The following is a 22,328-nucleotide window of genomic DNA, read 5'->3' as shown; positions in this document are numbered from 1 at the left end:
GGGACGAGCCCAGTACCGGCGGGCGACCGAGGTCCATTCCGTGCTGATGTCCAGGCAGAGAAGTCGGCCGTCGGCGGGCAGGCCCCGGGCGATGCACAGCGCGGAATAGCCGGTGAAGGTACCGATCTCGACCGCGCGGCGCGGGGCGATCGAGGCCGTCAGGATGGTCAGGAACGTCCCCTGCTCGGCCGGTACCTGCATCTCCGCCTCGGGGAGCGCCGCCGTCACGGCGGAGAGTTCGTCGAGGATCGGATCCGGGGGTGAGCTGTGCTCCGTCAGATAGCTGTGGATCGGATCGGCCAGATAGGATGATTTCAATCTTTTGCCATTTTTTGCGCCTTCGCGGCGAAGCGTGCTGACGCCGGTTGCCGCGACGTCACGAAGCTTCTGTGCCGGACTTTTTACCATGATCAGTGGAACTCCATCCCTGGTGGCTCGGTTCGAAAATAACCGGCCCGGGACGCATTGCGGTTACGGACCGCTCCTCGGCTCGGAAAGAACCAGTAAAGATCATCTAGTGAATCGGGAGTCTGGTGGAACCGTTGCCCGGTCGCCACGGCCTGTCGTCGGCCATGGCGTGATCCGTCGTGACGTAATCCACTACTTCCAGTAGTTCGTGGATGGTTGCCGATGTCCGCCGAGGGCCCGGGCCGCCCGCGCCCCGGAGCCCGGCGCGGCCACGATGCGGGTGCCGCCCGCCGCGTCCACGAATCTCTGCGCGGGTGCCGGCCGGGCGGCCGTCGGTCTGGAGGTGTCCGGGGCAGGTCGAGGACGACGCACAGACCCCGGCTGGCACTCTCGGCCAGAGTGACCGTCCCGCCGTCGGCGGTCGCCAGGGCATGCACGATGGCGAGCCCGAGGCCGTTCCCGCGCCGATCGGCCCGGCCGGGCACCTCTCCTCAGCTGGTCGGCGCATCGCTGGTTGTCGCATCGCTGGTCGGCATTGAGGTTGGAGCTGAACCGGCGGAAGGCGGCGGCCCGCTGCTCGGCGCTCAGGCCGCGCCCGCTGTCGGCGACCGTGAGCCGCGCCATGCCTCCCGCCGTCCTGCTTCCCGCCATCCTGGTGCTCTGCGGCCCGGTGACGTCCATCTCGTCCATCTCGTCCGCGGTGCTCCCCGTCCCGAGACCCGCCTCCGCGGTGCCCCCGGCGCCCACCGGGCGTGGCTGGGCCGGTGGGTTCGTCCCGGACGCGACGCTGACCCGGCCGCCGGACGGGGTGGCCTCCAGCGCGTTGCTGAGGAGATTGTCGAGGATCTGCTCCAGGTGCCCCGGGGTGCACTGGACGACTTGGTCCGCGTCGACGTCGCAGGTCAGTGTCACTCCGGCGGCGGCTGCGACCGGTCGCCAGATCAGGCATCGTTCCTCGGCGACGACCGCGAGGGGGATCGGCTGGGTCGGGATCGGTGCATGCTCGGCCCGGGAGACCGCCAGCAGCCCGTCGACCATCCGGGAGAGCCGGTGCACCTCGACCAGGGTGCCCGCGACCTCGTCGGCGGTGTCCGCGTCCACGTCCTGTTGCAGCAGCTCCAAGCGCAGGCGCATCGCCGTCAGCGGGGTGCGGATCTGGTGGGAGACGTCGGCGAGGAACCGGCGCTGGCTGTCGACCAGTAACTGGAGCCGTCCCGCCATCGCGTCGAACGTCGTGGCAAGTTTGCGTGCCTCGGGCGGCCCACCGACGGCTCTGGCCCGGATCGTGAGATCGCCGGCACCGAGTTCGGTCGCCGCCTGCTCGAGCTGGAGCAGCGGCCGGCCCACCCAGCGGGCCAGCAGGATCGAGATCCCCAATGCGGCCAGTGCGACCAGGACGCCCGCGAGGGCGATCATCGTCCACCGGTGGATGATCGAGGCGCGCAGCCCGACATCGCTGCGCGCGACGGCCAGGATGCCGACCAGACCCTGCGCGTTGGACACCGGAGCAATAATGATCATCCGGTGTCGATTGGCCGCGTTCGGGTTGATGACCACGTTCTCCCGGCGGGCCCGATCCAGATCCCAGGCCATGATCGGGATGTCGTCCCCGGTGTCGGCCACGGGCGTACCGTTCGGGTCGAACAGCCGGAGCTCGTCCGGTGGCACGGCCGCACTGTCGCGTACGGCGGCGGGCAGCGGGGCCGCGCCGGCGGACAGCCGCCGCCACTTCACCTCGGCACAGTAGGCCTGCATCGCGGCCGTGAGCCGCAGGCTGAACAGCGCCTGGTCGTGGCGGGTGGCGTCGGAGCCCCATCGGGACGCACAGGCCGACGAGCAGCGCCGTCGTGAGCGCGAGCTGAGCGGCCAGGATGCGCCGGGTCATCGGAGGCACCGGGTCATCGGCCGAGGGGTGGCGCGCCCTGGTCACCGGGGATCGGATCGGCGTCGGGCGTCGGTGGCCTGCCCAGGCGGAAGCCGACCCCGTACACCGTCTCGATCAGTTCGGGAATCCCGAGCTTGCGGCGGATCGCGCCGATGTGTACGTCGAGGACTTTCGATGAGCCGAACCAGTCGCCCCAGACGGCGGTGAAGATCTCCCGTCGGGTCCGGACCCGGCCGGGATCGCGGGCCAGGAAGGCCAGCAAATCGTACTCCCGCGCCGTCACCTGGACCGGACGGCCGTCGACGGAGATCCGCCGGCTGCGCCGGTCGAGGACGAGCGGCCCGTGCCGGACCACGTCGGAGCCCTCACCGGTGGCCCGGACGGCGCGCCGCCGCACCGCCCGTATCCGGGCCAGCAGTTCGGCGAATCCGAATGGTTTGACCAGGTAGTCGTCGGAACCGAGGTCCAGGGCCTCGACCCGGTCCGCCTCGTCCCCCCGAGCCGTCACCACGATCACGGGGGTGTCCCCGCGCTCGCGGATGCGCCGGCACACCTCCGCGCCGTCGATGTCGGGCAGTCCCAGGTCCAGGAGCACAAGGTCGGGCGGGGACACGCCGTCGACCCGGACGAGCGCGGCCTCCCCGGTCCGCACCCGGTCGGCGGTGTAGCCGGCACGGTCCAGACCGCGCACGAGCTGGGTACCGAGGCCATCGTCGTCCTCGACTACCAGTACCCGGGCGCCGAGGGGGTCAGGATACCGCTGCAGGTCCGCTCCGTGTGCTCGAGAGCCGTTGCCTGCAGGCGTCGCCATAGCATGACAGTAGGCGGCACTGGGCGCGTCCGGCCGCCGGCCCCGCGGGTGCCACCGCGATTCCGCCGTCGCCAGCTCCGATTCCGTCAGTATCTACTCGTTTCGCAACGTCTGCCCATTTTGCCGGATCCAGCCCGGTCTCACCGGCTCGGCCGGCAGCGTGTCGCCGGACGACAGCGCGGCGAGGATTCCCTCGAGGGCGTGCCGGGGAAGATCGATCAGCCGGGCGGCTAGCAGGTCGGGATCGCGCGCGACCCGGGTCACGACGGCCCGGGCATCGCGCTGGGAGAGCGTGCGCCCCGAATCCTCCCGGACGATCCGGATGAGCCCGTCCCGCCAGACGTTGCCGATCTTGCCGTGCGGGCGGTCCAGCAGCCACCGGGCGAGCCGGTCGGCGGAGCCAAGCGCCGCCGGGTCGACGGCCGTGAACGTCACGAGCCGCAGGTCCCCGAGATCCCGGGCGGGGGTGGCGGTCCACTTCGCCCGCAGCTGCCGCAGCGGGTCACCCTGGGCCCGCCGGCGGCGGACGCCCAGATCGGGGTGATCGGAAGAGACGACGACGGCGAGCCGGTCCGCGTTGACCGCCAGGAGGAGCCTGGTCAGCCAGGGGCCCGGATCGTCCGACAGGTCGGTGGCCACGCTGACCGTTCCGTCCTCGGTCGAGGCGCCGGGCCCGGTCGAGGCGAACGCGGGCAGCCCCCGGTCGAACACGGTCGCGAGACGCACGTGGACCGCGTCGACCTCCCGCCGCTCGCCAACGAACACGGCGCGGCCCGCCGGTCCGGTGGCGAGGAAGGCGGCCACCGCGTCGAGGACCGGGGCGGTCAGGCGCGTCGGCCGGCTCTGCGTGGACTGCCGGCCCCGGGTGTAGATGGCGGCCGTCGCGGTTGTGGCCGCCGTGGCCGAGCGGTCCAGCTGCTTCCAGGTGGTCGGGGTCGGCTGGCAGACGTACATGTCGGCTCTGGCACCCACCGCCTCCGCGCCCTCGTAGACGTGGAAGCCTGGCCAGATGGCCTCGAACACGAAGCCCTGATCGATCAGCGCCCGCTGCACCTTCCAACCCAGCGTCGGTACCCGGTCGCTGAACCCGTAAGCCAGCAGGACGCGACCATGCTCGCGGTCCGCGAGACCCTGCGCACCGCGCCCGGTGAACAACGCCACGCCCTCCGGGGTGTAGGGCGGATCGGTGAACGCCAGATCGGCCGTGCCCACCACCGCCGGCGGCAGGCCGAAGCGCAGGTCGGCGTAGAGGCACCACAGCCGGACGCCCAACGACCGGGCCGAGCTGTCCAGGTAGGCGAGCAGCTCGTCGTCGATGTCGACGACGGTCACGGTGAGCCCGTCAATCAGCGAGACCGCAGCCAGCGAGGTGAGATCATGATCACCTATGCACAGCAGATGCGCGCCGCGCAGGTCGTAACGCGTCTGCAGCCAGCCGGCCCGGCGCACGACGGTCGTCGCTGTCGCGGGCACGTGATCGAGATCGGCCCGTGGTCGGGGCGCGGCAGCGATGAGATCATGCATGGTCGTGACCAGCGGGCCGTGGCGGGCGATCACGGTGGCGAGGGGATCGAGTGGGGTCTGCCCGTTCAGCTCGTCATAACGGATCAGGCCGCGGTAGCGGTCGATCGACGCCGGGCGCAGCACGTGACGCCCGTCGGGGCCGGTCCGCAGATCGTCGCCGAGGCTGGCGAGGATCTCCTCCATGCTCCGCCGGGGCAGGCCCGAACTCTGGACCAGCTGGCGCAGGGTGCGTGGCTGCTCGGTCAGCGCCGCCACCGCCGCGCGAGGCGCCCGGGCATGCACCCGGTAGCCCGCCAGCAGGATCGCCAACGACTCGCCGGATTCGGCCGGATCACCCGGCGCCCGGCCCGGGTGATCCGGCCCTGACAGGGGATGTAGAGGGGACACGCAACCAGCCTTGCACCTCCGGCGGACCTGCGATTCTACCGGTCCCGCCGAGGCCAGCTAATCTCTATACCGTGCTCAGAAGGTATACCGTGCTCAGAAGGCTTGATCTGCGTGGCGCGGTGCCTGCCGCAGCCGAGATCCGGCGGCTACTGCCGCGGGCCGCGGTCGACGTCGACGTCGCTGTCGATGCGGTCCGGCCGGTTTGTGCGGACGTGCGGGACCGTGGCGACGCGGCCGTCCTCGCCGCCGCGGAGCGGTTCGACGGGGTCCGCCCGCCGAGCCTGCGGGTGCCCGCCCAGGTTCTCGCCGCCGCCGCGGATGCCCTGGATCCGGCCGTGCACGACGCGCTGACCGAGGCGATCCGCCGGACCCGGCTGGTGCACCGTGCGCAGCTGCGGGAGCCGGTGGCGATCGAGGTCGCGCCCGGTACCACGGTGACGCAGCGATGGGTGCCGGTGGAGCGGGTCGGCCTGTACGTGCCGGGCGGGCGGGTCGCTTACCCCAGCAGCGTCGTGATGAACGTCGTGCCCGCTCAGGAGGCCGGGGTCGGCTCGCTCGCGGTCTTCTCCCCGCCGCAGAAGGACAACGGCGGGCTGCCGCACCCGGTGGTCCTCGCCGCCTGCGCGTTGCTCGGTGTCGAGGAGGTCTACGCGGCCGGCGGAGCCCAGGCCGTGGCGATGGCCGCCTACGGGACCGCGAGCTGCCCGCCGGTCGATGTGATCACCGGGCCCGGCAACATTTACGTCACGGCGGCCAAGCGCCTGCTGCGCGGGGTTGTCGGGGTGGACGCCGAGGCGGGCCCGACCGAGGTCGCGATCCTCGCCGACGCCACCGCGGATCCGGCCTTCGTCGCCGCCGACCTCATCGCCCAGGCCGAGCACGACCCGATGGCCGCCTGCCTGCTGATCACTCCGTCGGTGGAGCTCGCCGACGGGGTCGACGTCGAGCTCGGCAAGCAGGTGCCCGCCACCCGCTCCCGGTGGCGGGTGGCGGAGTCGCTCGCCGGCCAGGGGGCGGTCGCGCTCGTCGCGGACGTTGACGCGGGTCTCGCGGTGGCGGACGGCTGGGCCGCCGAGCACCTGGAGATCCACACCACGGGCGCCGCCGCGGTCGCCGCCCGGGTGCGCCACGCCGGAGCGGTCTTCGTTGGCGACTACGCTCCCGTCCCGCTCGGCGACTACCTCGCCGGGTCCAACCACGTCCTGCCCACCGGCGGCACCGCCCGGCATTCCGGCGGTCTGGCGGTCACCACCTTCCAACGTCAGGTCCAGATGGTCGAGTGCACGCGGGAGGGGCTCGCCGCCGTCGCCCCGCGTATCGCCGCGCTCGGCGGGGCAGAGGACCTCACAGCTCACGTCGACGCGGTGGAGGTTCGACTCCGATGACATTCAAAGCGGCCGGGAGCGGTGTCGAGGACCGGCCGTGGCGCCCGTGGGACGCCGACGGCCTGCCGCTGCGCGACAGCCTGCGCGGGCTCTCGCCCTACGGCGCTCCGCAGCTCGACGTGCCGGTGCGGCTCAACACCAACGAGAACCCGCACCCGCCGTCGGCCGGGCTGGTCGACGCCCTCGGCAAGGCCGCGGCCCTCGTCGCCACCGAGGCGAACCGCTATCCCGACCGGGACGCCGAGGCGCTGCGTGCCGACCTCGCCTACTACCTGACACCCGATGCCGGCTTCGGCGTGCACACCAGCCAGGTCTGGGCCGCCAACGGCTCCAACGAGATCTTCCAGCAGCTCCTCCAGGCGTTCGGCGGGCCCGGTCGGGTGGCGCTCGGGTTCGAGCCGTCCTACTCGATGCACCGCCTCATCGCGCTGGCCACCGCCACCGAGTGGGTGGCCGGGGAGCGGGCGGAGGACTTCACGCTCTCCCCGGCCGCGGTCACCGACGCGATCGCCCGGCACCGACCTGCCCTGGTCTTCCTCTGCTCGCCGAACAATCCGACGGGCACGGCCCTGCCGCCCGAGGTCGTCGTCGCCGCCTGTGAGGCGGTGGAGGCCACCGGCAGCGGTATGGTCATCGTCGACGAGGCCTACGCCGAGTTCCGGCGGGCCGGCGTGCCCAGCACGCTGACGCTGCTGCCCCGTCATCCGCGGCTCGTCGTCACCCGGACGATGAGCAAGGCGTTCGCGCTGGCCGGTGCCCGGGTGGGCTATCTCGCAGCGCACCCCGCCGTGGTGGGCGCGCTGCACCTGGTGCGGCTGCCTTACCATCTGTCGAGCTTCACCCAGGCCGTCGCGCGCACGGCGCTCGCGCATGCCGACGAGCTGCTCGGCACGGTGGAGGCGGTCAAGGCCCAGCGCGACCGCATCGTCCGGGAGCTGCCGGCGCTCGGTCTGCGGCTGGCTCCGAGCGATGCCAACTTCGTGTTCTTCGGCCGGTTCGCTGATCAGCGGGCGGTGTGGCAGAGCCTGTTGGACGCGGGGGTGCTGGTCCGCGACGTCGGTCTGACCGGCTGGCTGCGGGTCACCGCCGGGCTGCCGAACGAGGTGGACGCGTTTCTCGGGGCGCTGGGCAGAACCCTCACCGGCAGCGTCATCGGCGCGGACGGTGTCATCAGCCTCGCTACCGCCTGAGCCCCTGGCACGGCCTGAGCGCCCTGGAACGGCCTGAGCCCCTGGCACGGCTTGAGACCTACAGAGACCGAGGAAGCCCCCGATGGCACGCACCGCGCGAATCGAACGCAAGACGTTGGAGTCGGACGTCCTGGTCGAGCTCGACCTCGATGGGACGGGAATCTCCTCGTCGGACACCGGCGTCCCGTTCTTCGACCACATGCTGTCCCAGCTCGGCAAGCACGGCGGGTTCGACCTCACCGTGCGTACCCGGGGGGATCTGCACATCGACGCCCACCACACCGTCGAGGACACCTCGATCGCCTTCGGGTCCGCCCTGCGCGAGGCGCTCGGCGACAAGGCGGGTATCCGCCGGTTCGGGGATGCCACCGTCCCGCTGGACGAGGCGCTCGCCCAGGCCGCCGTCGACCTGTCCGGCCGGCCGTACTGCGTGCACGCCGAACCGGATCTCGTCGGGATGATCGGAACTTACGACACGACGCTGACCCGGCACATCTTCGAGTCGATCACCGCGTCCGCCCGGATCGCGCTGCACGTGCGGGTGCTGTCCGGCCGCAACGCCCATCACGTGGTCGAGGCCCAGTTCAAGGCGGTCGCGCGGGCCCTGCGCGACGCGGTGGCGCTCGACGCCCGCGTCGCCGGGATACCCTCCACGAAAGGTGTGCTGTGACCGGAGACGGACCCGGCAGGCGTCCCCGGGTGGTCGTCCTGGACTACGGCTCGGGAAACCTGCGGTCGGCCGAGCGCGCGCTCGCCCGAGTCGGCGCCGACGTGACGGTGACCGCGGATCTTGACGTGGCCCGCGGCGCCGCGGGCCTGGTCGTACCGGGCGTGGGCGCCTATGCGGCCTGTATGGCAGGCATCGGCGCCGTGGGCGCCGCGCCCGTGGCGCGGGAGCGGGTAGCGGCGGGACGGCCCGTGCTCGGGATCTGCGTCGGGATGCAGGTGCTGTACGAGCTCGGTGACGAGCACGGGGTGCGGACGGCCGGGCTCGGTGTGATCCCTGGCGAGGTCCGCCGGCTCGCCGCCGATATCCTGCCGCACATGGGCTGGAACACTGTGGCGCCGCCCGCCGGATCGATCCTGTTCTCCGGGCTGCCCGCGGACACACGGTTCTACTTTGTCCACTCGTATGCGGCGAAGGCCGATCCGGCCGCCGGGGACACCGTGGGGGAGCACGGCGAGCCGTTTGCCGCCGCCGTCGAGCGGGGTGCGCTCGCCGCGACCCAGTTCCACCCGGAGAAGTCCGGGGATGCCGGGGCGCACCTGCTGGCGAACTGGCTCGGCAGCCTGTCCTGAGTAAGCCCTGTCCTGGGTGAGCGTGAACGCGAGGGCGGATGTCCCGTAATAGAGCGGCTCCAGCGCCCCGCTGGACCGTAGGGTGGCCGATGTGACGCTTACTCTGCTGCCCGCCGTGGACGTGGCCGACGGCAGGGCCGTTCGACTTGTCCAGGGTGAGGCCGGTTCCGAGACCTCGTACGGCGACCCGCGGGAAGCGGCGCTGACCTGGCAGCGCGACGGCGCCGAGTGGATCCACCTGGTCGATCTCGACGCTGCCTTCGGCCGGGGGTCGAATCGGGAGCTCATCGCCGAGGTGGTAGGCGCGGTGGGCGTGGCCGTCGAGCTCTCCGGCGGCATCCGCGACGACGCCTCGCTCGACGCGGCGCTGGCCACCGGCGCGGCCCGGGTCAACATCGGTACGGCCGCGCTCGAGGATCCCGCCTGGGTCCGCCGGGCCATCGACCGGGTCGGCGACCGTATCGCGGTCGGTCTCGATGTCCGGGGGACCACGCTGTCGGCCCGGGGCTGGACGCGGGACGGCGGAGAGCTGTTCGATGTGCTCGCCCGCCTCGACGCCGATGGCTGCGCCCGGTACGTGGTGACGGACGTGCGCCGGGACGGCACGCTCACCGGGCCGAACGTCGAGCTCCTGCGCTCCGTGACCGCGGCCACCAGCCGGCCGGTGGTCGCCAGCGGCGGCGTGGCCACGCTCGACGACCTCACCGCGATCGCCGCGGTGCCCGGAGTGGAGGGCGCGATCATCGGCAAGGCGCTCTACGCCGGCGCCTTCACGCTGCCCGAGGCCCTGGCCGTCGCCGGGAACGCTGGGAACGCGGGGAAGGCCGTGACCCCGTGACGGCTCCCCGCCGGCGCTGGTCTTCCCGCCGGCTTCCTTGCCTGTCCAGAGGGTTCTGTGCCCGAAAAATCCCTCTGGATAGGCAAGGGAACGGGTGTGCGGGTGCGGTGGGTCGATGAGCGTCGCGGTCCGGGTGATTCCCTGCCTCGACGTCGACGCCGGCCGGGTCGTGAAGGGCGTGAACTTCACGGACCTGCGCGATGCCGGCGACCCGGTCGAGATGGCGCGCCTCTACGACGCCGAGGGTGCCGACGAGCTGACGTTCCTCGACATCACCGCGTCTAGCGGCGATCGGGAGACCACCTACGACATCGTGCGGCGAACCGCCGAACAGGTGTTCATCCCGCTGACCGTGGGTGGCGGGGTTCGCTCGGTCGACGACGTGAACCGCCTGCTGCGGGCGGGGGCCGACAAGGTCGGCATCAACACGGCGGCGGTGGCCCGGCCCGAGTTGGTGCGCGAGTGCGCCCATCGGTTCGGTAACCAGTGCATCGTCATCTCGGTGGACGCCCGGCGCTCACCCGGTCCCGGCGGCCCGCGCTTCGAGGTCACGACGCACGGCGGCCGCAAGGGCACCGGCATCGACGCGGTGGCCTGGACGGTGCGGGTGGTTGAGCTCGGCGCCGGGGAGATCCTGCTCAACTCGATGGACGCCGACGGCACACGGGACGGCTACGACCTGGAGATGATCTCTGCGGTGCGTGCCGAGGTCGACGTCCCGGTGATCGCCAGCGGCGGGGCCGGCGACCTGGCCCACTTCGTGCCAGCGATCGGCGCGGGCGCGGACGCGGTGCTCGCGGCGAGCGTGTTCCACTTCGGGCAGCTGCGCATCGGCGAGGTGAAGACGGCGCTGCGGGGCGCGGGCGTACCTGTGCGCCGATAGAGGGTAACTGTGTCCAAGCGTGCGGCTGTTCGTCCTCACCGTCGCCACCACGAGCGCCGATCCCCGGATGGAGGCGGCGATCCTCGCCGGGCTGCGGCAACGCGCCGGCGCCTCGACCGTCGTCGTCGTGGGCGCTGGGCGGATCGTCCAGCGCGGTCCGCACCGGGATCTGATCGCGATGCGCGGCGTGTACCAGCGCCTGCACCGGTCCTGGGCGGCGGGGGTCGGGACGGGACCGGCGGGCGGCCCGTCGGCCGATGCCGGCACTGCTGCGGCGCCGGGCGCGAGCAGCGCGAGCAGAATAGTGGGGTGACCGTTCGCCCTTCTGCTCTGGATCCCGCCATCGCCCGTAGGCTGCGCCGCGACGACGCGGGCCTGTTCCCCGCCGTCGCCCAGCAGTACGACACCGGCGAGGTGCTGATGCTCGGGTGGATGGACGACGAGGCGCTGCACCGGACCCTCACCACGGGCCGGGCCACGTACTGGAGCCGCAGCCGCGCGGAGTACTGGGTCAAGGGGGAGACCAGCGGGCACCGGCAATGGGTGCGGTCGGTCGCGCTCGACTGCGACGGGGACACCGTCCTCGTCCGGGTGGACCAGGTGGGCCCGGCTTGCCACACGGGCACGCGGACCTGCTTCGACGACGATCTTCTGCCCACGGCGACCGCCGAGGCCACGGATACTGCCCGGCCCCGCGACCTCTCCGGTGCCGCCAGCGTTTCCGGTGCCGCCGGTGACCCCGTCAGCGCGAGCAAGGCCGGCGCGGACAAGGCCGGCGCGGACCGATGACGACCGGGCAGATTATCCCCAGCCGGGAGGAGTTCCGGGCCGCGGCGGCGGCGCATCCGGTCGTCGCCGTCACCCGCCGGCTGCTTGCCGACGGGGAGACACCCGTCGGCGTCTACCGCAAGCTCGCCGGCGGCTCCGGGACGTTCCTGCTGGAATCGGCGGAGCACGGCGGGATGTGGTCGCGATATTCGTTCATCGGTGTGCGGGCCGCGGCGACGCTGACCGAGCGCGACGGGCAGGCGGTGTGGGTGGACGGTGCGCCGCCTCCCGGGGTGCCGGTCGACGGTGACCCGCTCGACATCCTGCGCGCGGTGGAGAGCACTCTGCAGGCCTCGAACAGCCCACAGGCCCCTCCGCTCATGGGTGGCCTGGTCGGCTATCTCGGCTACGACATCGTGCGTCGCATCGAGCGGCTCCCCGCGCACGCCATCGACGACCTCGGCCTTCCCGAGCTGCGTATGCTGCTCACCACCGATCTCGCCGTGCTGGACCATCGGGACGGTTCCTGCCTGCTGGTGGCCAACGTCTTCACCGGCTGCGGGAGTGGTGCCGGTGACGCAGGCGCCACCGGTGGGGATGCAGACACCGCCGCACACCCGGCCGGGATCGACCTGGACGCCGCCTACGACGACGCGGTGGCCCGGCTGGAGGCCATGACCAGCGATCTCGCGAAGTGGAACGAGCCGACCGTGGCGACCACGGCGGGCACCGCTGCGGGGGTCGGCGACTTCGTCTCCGCCACGCCTCCCGGTGCCTTCCAGACCGCGGTCGAGCGGGCCATCGAGGAGATCCGCGCCGGCGAGTGCTTCCAGATCGTCGTCTCGCAGCGCTTCGAACGGCGGACGACCGCGGATGCGCTCGACGTCTACCGGGTGCTGCGGACCTCGAATCCAAGTCCCTATATGTACCTGCTGCGCTTCGCCGACCACGACGTCGTCGGATCCTCCCCGGAGGCGCACGTCAAGGTCACCGGCCGCCGGGCGTTGCTGCATCCCATCGCGGGCAGCCGGCCCCGGGGAGCCACTCCCGAACAGGACGCCGAGCTTGCGGCGGAGCTTCTCGCGGACCCGAAGGAACGCTCCGAGCACGTGATGCTGGTCGACCTGGTCCGCAACGACCTCGGGCGGGTCTGCAATCCCGGTTCGGTCCGGGTCGTCGAGTTCGCGGCCATCGAACGGTTCTCGCACATCATGCACATCGTCTCCACGGTGATCGGTGAGGTGGCCCCGGACCGCAGCGCCGTGGACGTGCTGGCAGCGACGTTTCCGGCGGGGACGCTCTCGGGGGCGCCCAAGGTGCGGGCGATGGAGGTCATCGACGAGCTGGAGCCGACTCGGCGGGGCCTGTACGGGGGCGTGGTCGGCTACCTGGACTTCGGCGGTGATCTGGACACCGCGATCGCGATCCGTACCACGGTGATGCGCGACGACATGGCCTATGTCCAGGCCGGAGCCGGCATCGTCGCGGATTCCGATCCCGACACCGAGGATCTGGAAAGCCGCGCGAAGGCCGCCGCCGTCCTGCGCGCCGTCGAGGTCGCCGAGTCGTTGCGACCGCCGTCATGACGGCCGCGGGGTCCCCCTCCGCGGGGCGCCCATCCTCCCCGCGCGACCGAGCCGGCACCGCGGAGCCGCCTTCGCCGGGCCACCCTCCCGGGGGCGATGTGCACGCGGCCGAGGCGATGCGACGCGGCCACCGGGAACGCACCCTCGCGGTGTTGGGATGTCTGCTCGGTGCCGGCGTCGTGCTCGTGTCGGGCGGTGCGACCTGGGTGTCCGCCCGGGTGAGCGTGCCCCGCGGTGGGGCGGACGGCGGCGCCGTCGCGGCGCCACTCGCCGTGCACTGGACCGGCGGGGCGCTTGCCTCGCCGGCGACCGCTCTCGCCCTGATCGGGCTTGCCGCGGCCGTGGCGATCGTGGCCACCCGGCGCCTCGGGCGGCCGGTCATCGGTGTGCTCATCGCGGCCGCCGGGGTCGGCATCGCCTACGTGGCCGGACGCATCGGCTGGGATCCACTCCCGACGCTGCGCGAGACCGATCAGGTCCGCCAGCTCGTGCCCGGTGGCCAGGCGCGGATCGATGACGTCAGCCAGACGATCGCTCCCTGGCTGTCGTTCGCGGGCGGGCTGCTGCTCATCCTCGTCGGCGCCCTCGTCGTCCTGCGCGGCCGGTCATGGCCCGCGATGTCCGGCCGCTACCAGGCCCGCGATGCCACTCCGGCCGACGCCTGGGACGCGATCGAGCGGGGCCACGACCCGACCTGATCACCTGGCGTCTCCGCGGCGCCCGGCCCGGCGGGCCGGCCAGCCGGAACCGGGAGCGCCACCGGCCAGCGGGTCGGCGGGCGCCAAGTCCGCGGGTGGGAGGTCGGGAAACGGGTCGACCAGCTCCGCGAGAGCCAGTGCCCGGCGGTCCAGGTCGGCTTCGAGCATCATCATGACGGCGTCCATCCGGATCAGGCAGCGGGACAGCTCGTCGAGCTGCTCGGCGAGCTCGGGCTCGAGGCGGGGCCGCGGGTGCGCGCCTGGGGCGTCGCGCGCCGCGGGCACCCGGGCGGCGCTGAGGGGGGCGAGATGCGGCGGATGTCCATCGGAACTCTCCTTGGTATCCCTTGATATCGAACTCATGTTCGACTATAGGGGGTGCCGGCGATCGACGCCAGCCCGCCACGCCGTCCCTGGGGCGCTGCCCGGGTCCGCCCGAGGATTCGGTCCGTTCGAGGGTCCGGTCCGTTCGAGGACATGTGCGGCGTGCCATGCGTGTTTCCGGTCGGCGAAGGCGCGGCGGTCCCGAGCGTGCGCGCCGCGGCCGCCGATCCCGAGAACCTGCCGCCGATCCCGAGAACCTGTCGTGCGGCCGCCCGGATCTCGTGATGCCGTTGCCCGGCGACCGAGGTGGTAACCCGGTTGTGCCTCTGCGCACGGTGGTTCACCGGACTCGTCGCGTCACTCTGTCAACGGGCTCACGACGCAAGATCGATTGCAGATCGTAGCTGATCGGTGTAGGCGGATCCGAAGTGGCTGACGGTGCAGTCTCCGTGAAGATGGGTGTGTTCGGGTCGCTACCCGATTCCTCACGGGAAACTCAACTATGTGGAGTTATGGATCGTAGCCGCATGTGGGGGTGCCGGGCTCACCGTGCCTGCCTGGCCTACCATCGGCGGCATGACCGCGACAGTCGCGAGCGCGGGGCGATGAGCGTTCTCGCCGAGATCCTCGACGGGGTCGGGATCGATCTTGCCGCCCGCGAGCAACAGACCTCTCTGGCAGATCTCAAGCGGCGGGTGGAACGCGTTCCCGACCCGAAGGACGCGCTAGCCGTCTTCCGGGACTCCCGGGTCTCGGTGATTGCCGAGGTGAAGCGCCGTTCCCCCTCGAAGGGGGAGCTGGCGGCCATCACCGACCCCGCTGCCCTCGCCACCGAGTACGAGGCGGCGGGCGCCGCCGCGGTGAGTGTCCTGACCGAGCAACGGCGCTTCGGCGGCTCCCTGGCCGACCTCGATGCCGTGCGTCGCGCGGTGGACGTCCCGCTGCTGCGCAAGGACTTCATCGTGTCGCCCTACCAGGTCTTCGAGGCCCGGGCGCACGGGGCGGACATCGTCCTGCTCATCGTCGCGGCACTGGACCAGCCGCGACTCGTCGGCCTGCACGAGCGGATCGAGTCCCTGGGCATGACGGCGCTGGTCGAGGTGCACGACGAGGCGGAGATGGTGCGGGCGATGGACGCCGGCGCCCGACTGGTCGGGGTGAACGCCCGCGACCTGCACACGCTGAAGATCGATCGGAGCACCTTCGCCCGGCTCGTGCCGATGGTGCCCCCGGGAGTGCTCGCGGTCGCCGAGTCCGGCATCCGGGGGCCGCACGATCTGCTCGCCTACGCCGCCGCGGGGGCAGACGTGGTACTGGTCGGCGAGGCGGCCGTCACCGGCGATCCCCGTCAGACGGTCGCCGATCTGGTGGCGGCCGGCGCGCACCCGGCGGCCCGGATCGGGCGCTGAGGCCGTCGGCGCCCGTGCCCCGGTAGCCGGGGGCTCGGCCCTATACAGTCGCACCGTGACCATCCGAACCGCTGCCGAGTCAGTTCGCCCCGCGGCCGCCGGAACCGGGACGCCGTCGAGCTCCGGTCCGGCCCGTCTGGACGCGTCGAGCTGGCAGGCGTTCCCCGACTCCTCGGGGCACTTCGGGCGTTTCGGTGGTCGCTTTGTCCCCGAGGCCCTCATGGCAGCGCTGGACGAGCTCACCGCGGCCTACGCGGCGGCCAGGGTGGATCCCGGCTTCACCGCGGAACTGGACGAGCTGCTGGCGAGCTACGCGGGCCGGCCCACTCCGCTCACCGACACCCACCGGCTCACCGCGCACGTTGGCGGTGCCCGCATCCTGCTCAAGCGTGAGGACCTCGCGCACACCGGTTCCCACAAGATCAATAATGTCCTCGGGCAGTGCCTGCTGACCCGGCGGATGGGCAAGACCCGGGTCATCGCCGAGACCGGAGCCGGTCAGCACGGTGTTGCCACGGCCACCGCCTGCGCCCTGCTCGGCCTGGACTGCGTCGTCTACATGGGCGAGGAGGACACCCGCCGGCAGGCCCTCAACGTCGCCCGGATGCGCCTGCTCGGCGCCGAGGTCGTCGCGGTCACGTCCGGCAGCCGAACGTTGAAGGACGCCATCAACGAGGCCATGCGCGACTGGGTGGCCACCGTTGGCACGACCCACTACTGCATCGGGTCGGTGATGGGCCCGCACCCGTTCCCGATGCTGGTCCGCGATTTCCAGCGGATCATCGGGGTCGAGGCCCGCGCCCAGGTGCTCGACCGTGTCGGCCGGCTGCCCGACGCCGTCGTCGCCTGCGTCGGTGGCGGCTCGAACGCGATGGGCATCTTCCACCCGTTCATCCCCGACGTCGAGGTCGCGCTGATCGGCTGCGAGGCCGGGGGGGACGGGGTCACCACCGGTCGGCACGCCGCGGCGATCGCCGGCGGTTCCGCGGGCGTGCTGCACGGCATGCGGACGTTCCTGCTGCAGGACGAGTTCGGGCAGACCCAGGTCTCCCACTCGATCTCGGCGGGTCTGGACTACCCCGGCATCGGCCCCGAACATGCCCTGCTGCACGAGACTGGTCGGGCGAGCTATCGGGTCGTGGACGACACCGCCGCGATGGAGGCGCTCGCGCTGGTGGCCCGTACCGAGGGCATCCTGGTCGCGATCGAGAGCGCGCACGCCTTCGCGGGTGCCCTCGACGTCGCCCGGGAGCTCGGTCCGGGCGCGGTCGTCGTCGTCAACTGCTCCGGTCGGGGGGACAAGGACGTCGACACCGCCGCCCGCTGGTTCGACCTCCTAGACGAGGCCGATGCCGGCAGGGGCCGGCCTGAGGGAGGACCCTGAGGGACCCTGCCTCGGGACCGACGCAACCAAAGACAGGACACATCGGCCCTCGGGCCCGACGGAACGGACGCACGGTGCAGAGTCGGTTGGACGCAGTGTTCGCGGCGGCCCGCGAGGAGGGGCGGTCGGTGCTGGTCGGCTATCTGCCCGCGGGATTCCCGACGGTGGACGGGGCGATCGAGGCCATGCGGGCCATGGTGGCGGCGGGAGTCGACGTCGTCGAGGTCGGCCTGCCCTACTCCGACCCCACCATGGACGGTCCGGTGATCCAGGATGCGGCGGATGCGGCCCTGCGCGGCGGGGTCACGACGCAGGACGTGATCCGCACCGTCGAGGCCGTCGCCGCGACGGGGGCCCCGACTCTGGTCATGTCCTACTGGAACCCGATCGACCGCTACGACGCGGCCGCGTTCGCGGCCGATCTCGCCGCTGCCGGGGGCGCCGGGGCGATCACTCCGGACCTGCCGCCCGAAGAGGCCGGGCCCTGGCTCGACGCGTGCGCCGCGCACGGCCTGGCCCCGGTGTTCCTCGTCGCTCCCAGCTCCTCGGACACCCGCCTCCGGCTGGTCGCCGGCGTCGCGCGCGGCTTTGTCTACGCCGCCTCGCTGATGGGTGTCACCGGGACCCGGGCGGCGGTCGGCGAGCGGGCGGCCGATCTGGTCGCCCGGGTGCGGGCCGCCACCGAGCTCCCGGTGGCGGTGGGGCTCGGGGTGAGCACCGCGGCGCAGGCCGCCGAGGTCGCGGGCTTCGCCGACGGTGTGATCGTCGGCTCCGCGCTGGTGAAGGTCCTGCTCGAGGCGGAACGTTCCGGAGCCGGCGCCTCAGCGGGCCTCGCCGGAATCCGTCGGCTCGCCGCGGAACTCGCCGGAGGGGTGCGCGCTCCCGTCCCGGCGTGAACTCCCGGCCGTCCCGGCCCAGCCGTCACAGCTGTCGCCCACATCTATCGCCGCCTATACCACCCCGCTGCGCACCGAGTGGGACACGTGGCTGTGCGACACGTGGCCGGACTACCCCGCGCGTGATGGACGGGTCCACGGGATAGCCTGGCAACCGTGGTTCTTGCCGCTATTCCCAGCCCATCGCGTGGCGTGGTGTATCTCGGGCCGGTGCCGCTGCGCGCCTACGCCCTGATGATCATTATTAGCATCTTCGTCGCCGTATTCGTGACGGGAAGAAGGCTGCGCGCCCGCGGCATGGATCCCATGGTGGCCAGCGAGGTCGCCTACTGGGCCGTCCCGTTCGGCATCGTCGGCGCCCGTGTCTACCACGTGGTCAGCACCCCGGACGCCTACTTCGGCCGGGACGGCAACGTGCTGGACGTCATCAAGATCTGGAACGGCGGGCTGGGTATCTGGGGCGCCATCGCGGGCGGGGCGTTCGGCGCGTGGCTGGCGACCCGGCGCTACGGCATCAGCCTCGCCCTGTTCGGCGACGCCGCGGCGCCGGGCATCATCCTCGCCCAGGCGATCGGACGCTGGGGCAACTGGTTCAACCAGGAGCTGTACGGCAAGGCGAGCACCCTGCCCTGGGCGGTGCGCATCGACGAGAAGCACCAGATCATCCCCGGTGTGTCCACCTACCAGCCGACCTTCCTCTACGAGTTCCTGTGGAACCTGGTGGTGGCCGGGATCCTGTTGGTCGTCGATCGACGGCACCGGCTCAGCCGCGGCAAGCTGTTCTACCTCTACGTCGCGCTCTACACGTTCGGCCGGTTGTGGATCGAGATGCTGCGCATCGACACGGCGAACCAGATCCTCGGGCTGCGGGTCAACGTCTGGACCTCGATCGTCGTCTGTCTGGGGGCGTTGCTGGCGCTGGCGGTCACCCGCCGTCCCGTGGACCCGAATCTGTCCAGGGAGGAGCAGGAGGCCCTCGGGATCGCCCGTTCCCGGCCCGCGACGCGGTCCACGGTGACGACCGCCGGTGCCGGTGCCGCCGACCAGCGAGCGGCCGGTCCCGATCTGGCCGCTCTCGACTCGGCCGGTCCCGATCCGGCCGATCCCGATCCGGCCGATCCCGGTTCCGCCGGGTCGGTACCCGCCGCCGCGGTGCCCGACGACTCCGGGCCGACCGCCACCACTGCCGCCACTGCCGCCACTGCCGTACCGGCTGGTTCGCAGCAGCAGAGCCGCGGCCTGGCAACGAGATTGCCGGCGAGCGGTGGGCACACGTCGGCCGTTCCGCCGGAGGAGCCGCAGACGCCCTGATGAGACGCCGTCTCCGGCGGGGCCCCGGGCGTCGGCCGGACCGTCGGCCTTCCCCTACTCGTAGTGACCGAGGCCGGGTGGGGAGGTATGACGTCATCTGGCGGTGATTTCCTGGACATATTTGATCACGGCGCATGAGCGGGTCGCGTGGCACACTCGGTAGAGACACGGGGCGCCGGGCCAGCGCCGCCGTGCCGTCACACCACTCGGACAGCGTCGTCCGCACCCCCTTCAGCCCCTGAAGATGGACAGGACTTCGCCGGATGCCGAGTGCGCAAGGTCTTTACGACCCCACCTTCGAACACGACGCCTGTGGCGTCGGCTTCGTCGTCGATGTACACGGCAGGCGCAGTCACGAGCTGGTCGAGCAGGGCCTGACCGTGCTGCGTAACCTCGACCACCGGGGTGCCTCGGGCAGCGACCCGGACACCGGCGACGGAGCCGGCATCCTGGTGCAGGTCCCCGATCTGTTCCTGCGTGACGTCGTCGACTTCGCGCTGCCCGCCCCGGGGCGTTACGCCGTCGGGATCGCCTGCCTGCCGCAGGTCTCGGGGGAGCGGGACGACGCCGTGCGCACCATCAGCCGCATCGTCCGCCAGGAGGGGCTGCGGGTCCTCGGCTGGCGTGAGGTGCCGGTCGTCAGCCACATCGTCGGGCACGCGGCCCACGAGGTTGAGCCGCGGATGCGGCAGCTGTTCCTCGCATTGCCCGGCAGTCTGCCCGCCGCCGGTCCGGTTGAGGGCGGCGCGGGAGACGGGTTCGACCAGGCCGACCTCGAACGCCGGGCGTTCTGCGCCCGCAAGCGGATCCGCCGGGAGACCGGCGTCTACCTGGCGTCGCTGTCGTCACGGACCCTGGTCTACAAGGGGATGCTCACCACCCACCAGCTCTCGGCCTACTTCCCGGACCTCGACGACCCCCGGTTCGCCAGTGCCATCGCGCTGGTGCACAGCCGGTTCTCCACGAACACCTTCCCGAGCTGGCCGCTGGCGCACCCGTACCGGTTCGTCGCCCACAACGGGGAGATCAACACCGTCCGCGGGAACCGGAACTGGATGCGGGCCCGCGAGGCGCTGCTCGCCAGCGACCTGATCCCCGGTGACCTCTCCCGGCTATTTCCCATCTGCGCGGACGGGGCGAGCGACTCGACGAGCTTCGACGAGGTCCTGGAACTGCTGTACCTGGGTGGTCGCAGCCTTCCGCACGCGGTGCTGATGATGATCCCCGAAGCGTGGGAGAACCACACCGAGATGGACTCGGCGCTGCGCGCCTTCTACCAGTTCCACTCCACGCTGATGGAGCCGTGGGACGGCCCGGCCTCCATCGCGTTCACCGACGGGACGGTCATCGGGGCGGTGCTCGACCGTAACGGACTGCGGCCGTCGCGGTACTGGGTCACCGACGACGGCCTGGTCGTGATGGCCTCCGAGGTGGGCGTGCTCGACATCCCGCCGCACAAGGTGGTGCAGAAGGGCCGGCTCCAGCCGGGGCGGATGTTCCTGGTGGACACCGCCGAGGGGCGCATCGTCAGCGACGAGGAGATCAAGTCCGAGCTCGCGAACGCGGCGCCGTACGCGGAGTGGCTGCACGCCGGTCTGATCGAGCTGGACGACCTGCCCGAGCGGGAGCAGCTCCTCTATGGGCACTCCTCGGTGCTGCGTCGCCAGCAGGTGTTCGGCTACACGCTGGAGGAGCTGCGCGTGCTCGTCGCGCCGATAGCGCGCACGGGCGCGGAGCCGATCGGCTCGATGGGCACCGACACGCCGGTGGCGGTGCTCTCCAGCCGTCCCCGGCTGCTGTTCGACTACTTCACCCAGTTGTTCGCGCAGGTCACCAACCCGCCGCTGGACGCGATCCGCGAGGAGCTGGTGACGAGCCTGGGCCGGGTGCTCGGCCCGGAGGGCAACCTGCTCGCGCCGTCCCCGGCGTCCTGCCGGATGGTGCACCTGCCCTATCCGGTGATCAGCAGCAGCCAACTTTCGAAGATCATCGGTATCAATGACGACGGTGACATGCCCGGCTTCGCCTCGGTGACGGTCCGTGGTCTGTATGACGTCAACGGGGGCGACGCGGCGCTCGCCGCCCGGCTGGCGGAGATCTGCGCCGGGGTCAGCGAGGCCATCGCCGACGGTGCCCGCATCGTCGTGCTCTCCGACCGGGACTCCGACACGCGCAAGGCCCCGATCCCGTCGCTGCTGCTGACCGCCGCCGTGCACCACCACCTGATCCGGGAGCGGACCAGGACGAAGGTCGGCCTCATCGTCGAGTGCGGCGACGCCCGCGAGGTGCACCACATCGCACTGCTCACCGGCTACGGCGCCGCGGCAGTCAACCCGTACCTGGCATTCGAGTCGATCGACAGCCTCATCGCCGAGGGCGAGATCGTCGGGGTGTCCCGGGAGCAGGCCGAGAAGAACATGATCAAGGCACTCGGCAAAGGCGTGCTGAAGGTGATGTCCAAGATGGGCATCTCGACGGTGGCGAGCTACACCGGCGCCCAGGTCTTCGAGGCAATCGGGCTGTCCCAGGAACTGATCGACGCCTATTTCGCGGGTACCCCGTCGCGCCTCGACGGCGTCGGGCTCGACGTCATCGCGGCGGAGGTGGCCGCGCGGCACCGGCGGGCCTATCCGCCGATCGCTTCCGAGCACGCGCACCGCACGCTGGAGGTCGGCGGCGAGTACCAGTGGCGCCGCGAGGGTGAGCTGCACCTGTTCAACCCGGAGACCGTCTTCCTGCTCCAGCACGCCACCCGCACCCGGCAGTACGAGACCTTCCAGAAGTACACCGCCCGGGTCGACGGCCTGTCCCGGGAGAACGCGACGCTGCGGGGTCTGTTCGAGCTGCGTACCGGGGTGCGCACGCCGGTGCCGATCGAGGAGGTCGAGCCGGCCTCGGAGATCGTCAAGCGGTTCGCGACCGGCGCCATGTCCTACGGCTCGATCAGCGCCGAGGCGCACGAGACGCTGGCTATCGCCATGAACCGGCTCGGCGGGAAGTCGAACACCGGCGAGGGCGGCGAGGACGCGGAGCGGTTCACGCCGGACGCGAACGGGGACCTGCGCCGCTCCGCGGTCAAGCAGGTCGCCAGCGGCCGGTTCGGGGTGACCAGCGAGTACCTCGCCAACGCCGACGACATCCAGATCAAGATGGCCCAGGGGGCGAAGCCCGGCGAGGGGGGGCAGCTTCCTGGCCACAAGGTCTACCCGTGGATCGCGAAGACGCGGCACTCGACGCCCGGTGTCGGGCTCATCTCCCCGCCGCCGCACCATGACATCTACTCGATCGAGGACCTCGCCCAGCTCATCCACGACCTGAAGAACGCCAACCCCAAGGCCCGGG

The 22,328-nt window shown here is 71.8% G+C and carries 20 protein-coding genes; 15 read left to right on the top strand and 5 right to left on the bottom strand.

Annotated features, from left to right (window positions below; genetic code table 11):
- The 4 genes from AC08OT_RS05595 to AC08OT_RS05580 all read right to left on the bottom strand — a co-directional run.
- On the bottom strand, positions 1–408 hold a 408-nt coding region (locus AC08OT_RS05595), incomplete at its 3' end, for an O-methyltransferase (RefSeq protein WP_476602592.1).
- A 192-nt stretch (positions 409–600) separates the two neighbouring features.
- A complete protein-coding gene (locus tag AC08OT_RS05590) occupies positions 601–2,163 on the bottom strand; it encodes a sensor histidine kinase (protein WP_476591914.1) in 1,563 nt (520 codons plus the stop codon).
- A gap of 143 nt (positions 2,164–2,306) precedes the next feature.
- On the bottom strand, positions 2,307–3,104 hold the full coding sequence (locus AC08OT_RS05585; RefSeq protein ID WP_476591915.1) for a response regulator transcription factor: 798 nt from the start codon (positions 3,102–3,104) through the stop codon (positions 2,307–2,309).
- 93 nt (positions 3,105–3,197) lie between these two features.
- A complete protein-coding gene (locus tag AC08OT_RS05580; protein WP_476591916.1) occupies positions 3,198–5,015 on the bottom strand; it encodes a bis-aminopropyl spermidine synthase family protein in 1,818 nt (605 codons plus the stop codon).
- 89 nt (positions 5,016–5,104) lie between these two features.
- Here AC08OT_RS05580 and hisD point away from each other — a divergent pair, with 89 nt between their 5' ends.
- The 10 genes from hisD (at position 5,105) to AC08OT_RS05530 (ending at position 13,662) form a co-directional block, all read left to right on the top strand.
- Positions 5,105–6,400 carry a histidinol dehydrogenase gene (hisD, locus tag AC08OT_RS05575; RefSeq protein WP_476602591.1) on the top strand — a complete coding sequence of 432 codons (1,296 nt, stop codon included), beginning with the start codon at positions 5,105–5,107 and terminating at the stop codon, positions 6,398–6,400.
- Positions 6,397–7,590 carry a histidinol-phosphate transaminase gene (locus AC08OT_RS05570; RefSeq protein ID WP_476595100.1) on the top strand — a complete coding sequence of 398 codons (1,194 nt, stop codon included), beginning with the start codon at positions 6,397–6,399 and terminating at the stop codon, positions 7,588–7,590. Before hisD ends, AC08OT_RS05570 begins: the two co-directional genes overlap by 4 nt.
- Positions 7,591–7,672: 82 nt before the next feature.
- The gene (gene hisB, locus AC08OT_RS05565) at positions 7,673–8,260 is read left to right on the top strand and encodes an imidazoleglycerol-phosphate dehydratase HisB (RefSeq protein ID WP_476591919.1); all 588 of its coding nucleotides are present in this window, start codon (positions 7,673–7,675) and stop codon (positions 8,258–8,260) included.
- Entirely contained in the window at positions 8,257–8,889 is a 633-nt protein-coding gene (gene hisH, locus AC08OT_RS05560; RefSeq protein ID WP_476591920.1) for an imidazole glycerol phosphate synthase subunit HisH, read from the top strand. Before hisB ends, hisH begins: the two co-directional genes overlap by 4 nt.
- Before the next feature lie 91 nt (positions 8,890–8,980).
- Entirely contained in the window at positions 8,981–9,727 is a 747-nt protein-coding gene (priA, locus tag AC08OT_RS05555) for a bifunctional 1-(5-phosphoribosyl)-5-((5-phosphoribosylamino)methylideneamino)imidazole-4-carboxamide isomerase/phosphoribosylanthranilate isomerase PriA (RefSeq protein ID WP_476591921.1), read from the top strand.
- 115 nt (positions 9,728–9,842) lie between these two features.
- Positions 9,843–10,610 (top strand): imidazole glycerol phosphate synthase subunit HisF, encoded by a 768-nt coding sequence (hisF, locus tag AC08OT_RS05550; RefSeq protein ID WP_462203582.1) that lies wholly within the window; start codon positions 9,843–9,845, stop codon positions 10,608–10,610.
- 19 nt (positions 10,611–10,629) lie between these two features.
- Entirely contained in the window at positions 10,630–10,923 is a 294-nt protein-coding gene (locus AC08OT_RS05545; RefSeq protein WP_476591922.1) for a hypothetical protein, read from the top strand.
- Positions 10,920–11,399, top strand: coding sequence for a phosphoribosyl-AMP cyclohydrolase (gene hisI / locus AC08OT_RS05540; RefSeq protein ID WP_476591923.1), 480 nt, complete (start codon positions 10,920–10,922; stop codon positions 11,397–11,399). The genes AC08OT_RS05545 and hisI overlap by 4 nt, the downstream gene beginning before the upstream one ends.
- Complete coding sequence (locus tag AC08OT_RS05535) at positions 11,396–12,964, top strand: anthranilate synthase component I (RefSeq protein ID WP_476591924.1); 1,569 nt, start codon at positions 11,396–11,398, stop codon at positions 12,962–12,964. Before hisI ends, AC08OT_RS05535 begins: the two co-directional genes overlap by 4 nt.
- A 98-nt stretch (positions 12,965–13,062) precedes the next feature.
- Positions 13,063–13,662 (top strand): Trp biosynthesis-associated membrane protein, encoded by a 600-nt coding sequence (locus tag AC08OT_RS05530; protein WP_476602590.1) that lies wholly within the window; start codon positions 13,063–13,065, stop codon positions 13,660–13,662.
- Here the strand turns inward: AC08OT_RS05530 and AC08OT_RS05525 are convergent, their stop codons facing one another.
- The gene (locus AC08OT_RS05525; RefSeq protein WP_476591926.1) at positions 13,663–14,025 is read right to left on the bottom strand and encodes a hypothetical protein; all 363 of its coding nucleotides are present in this window, start codon (positions 14,023–14,025) and stop codon (positions 13,663–13,665) included. It lies immediately after the preceding gene.
- 566 nt (positions 14,026–14,591) lie between these two features.
- Here AC08OT_RS05525 and trpC point away from each other — a divergent pair.
- The 5 genes from trpC to gltB form a co-directional block, all read left to right on the top strand.
- Positions 14,592–15,395 (top strand): indole-3-glycerol phosphate synthase TrpC, encoded by an 804-nt coding sequence (gene trpC / locus AC08OT_RS05520; RefSeq protein WP_476591927.1) that lies wholly within the window; start codon positions 14,592–14,594, stop codon positions 15,393–15,395.
- Positions 15,396–15,450: 55 nt separating this feature from the next.
- Positions 15,451–16,779 (top strand): tryptophan synthase subunit beta, encoded by a 1,329-nt coding sequence (gene trpB / locus AC08OT_RS05515; RefSeq protein ID WP_476591928.1) that lies wholly within the window; start codon positions 15,451–15,453, stop codon positions 16,777–16,779.
- Positions 16,780–16,853: 74 nt separating this feature from the next.
- Positions 16,854–17,675 (top strand): tryptophan synthase subunit alpha, encoded by an 822-nt coding sequence (trpA, locus tag AC08OT_RS05510; RefSeq protein WP_476591929.1) that lies wholly within the window; start codon positions 16,854–16,856, stop codon positions 17,673–17,675.
- 156 nt (positions 17,676–17,831) lie between these two features.
- Positions 17,832–18,986 (top strand): prolipoprotein diacylglyceryl transferase, encoded by a 1,155-nt coding sequence (gene lgt, locus AC08OT_RS05505; RefSeq protein ID WP_476602589.1) that lies wholly within the window; start codon positions 17,832–17,834, stop codon positions 18,984–18,986.
- A gap of 263 nt (positions 18,987–19,249) precedes the next feature.
- Positions 19,250–22,328, top strand: a 3,079-nt coding sequence (gltB, locus tag AC08OT_RS05500) for a glutamate synthase large subunit (protein ID WP_476602588.1), incomplete at its 3' end; no start/stop codon positions are given.

It is taken from the genome of Frankia sp. CgJB1, from assembly GCF_977947065.1.
This window is presented reverse-complemented; position numbering and strand designations above follow the sequence as displayed.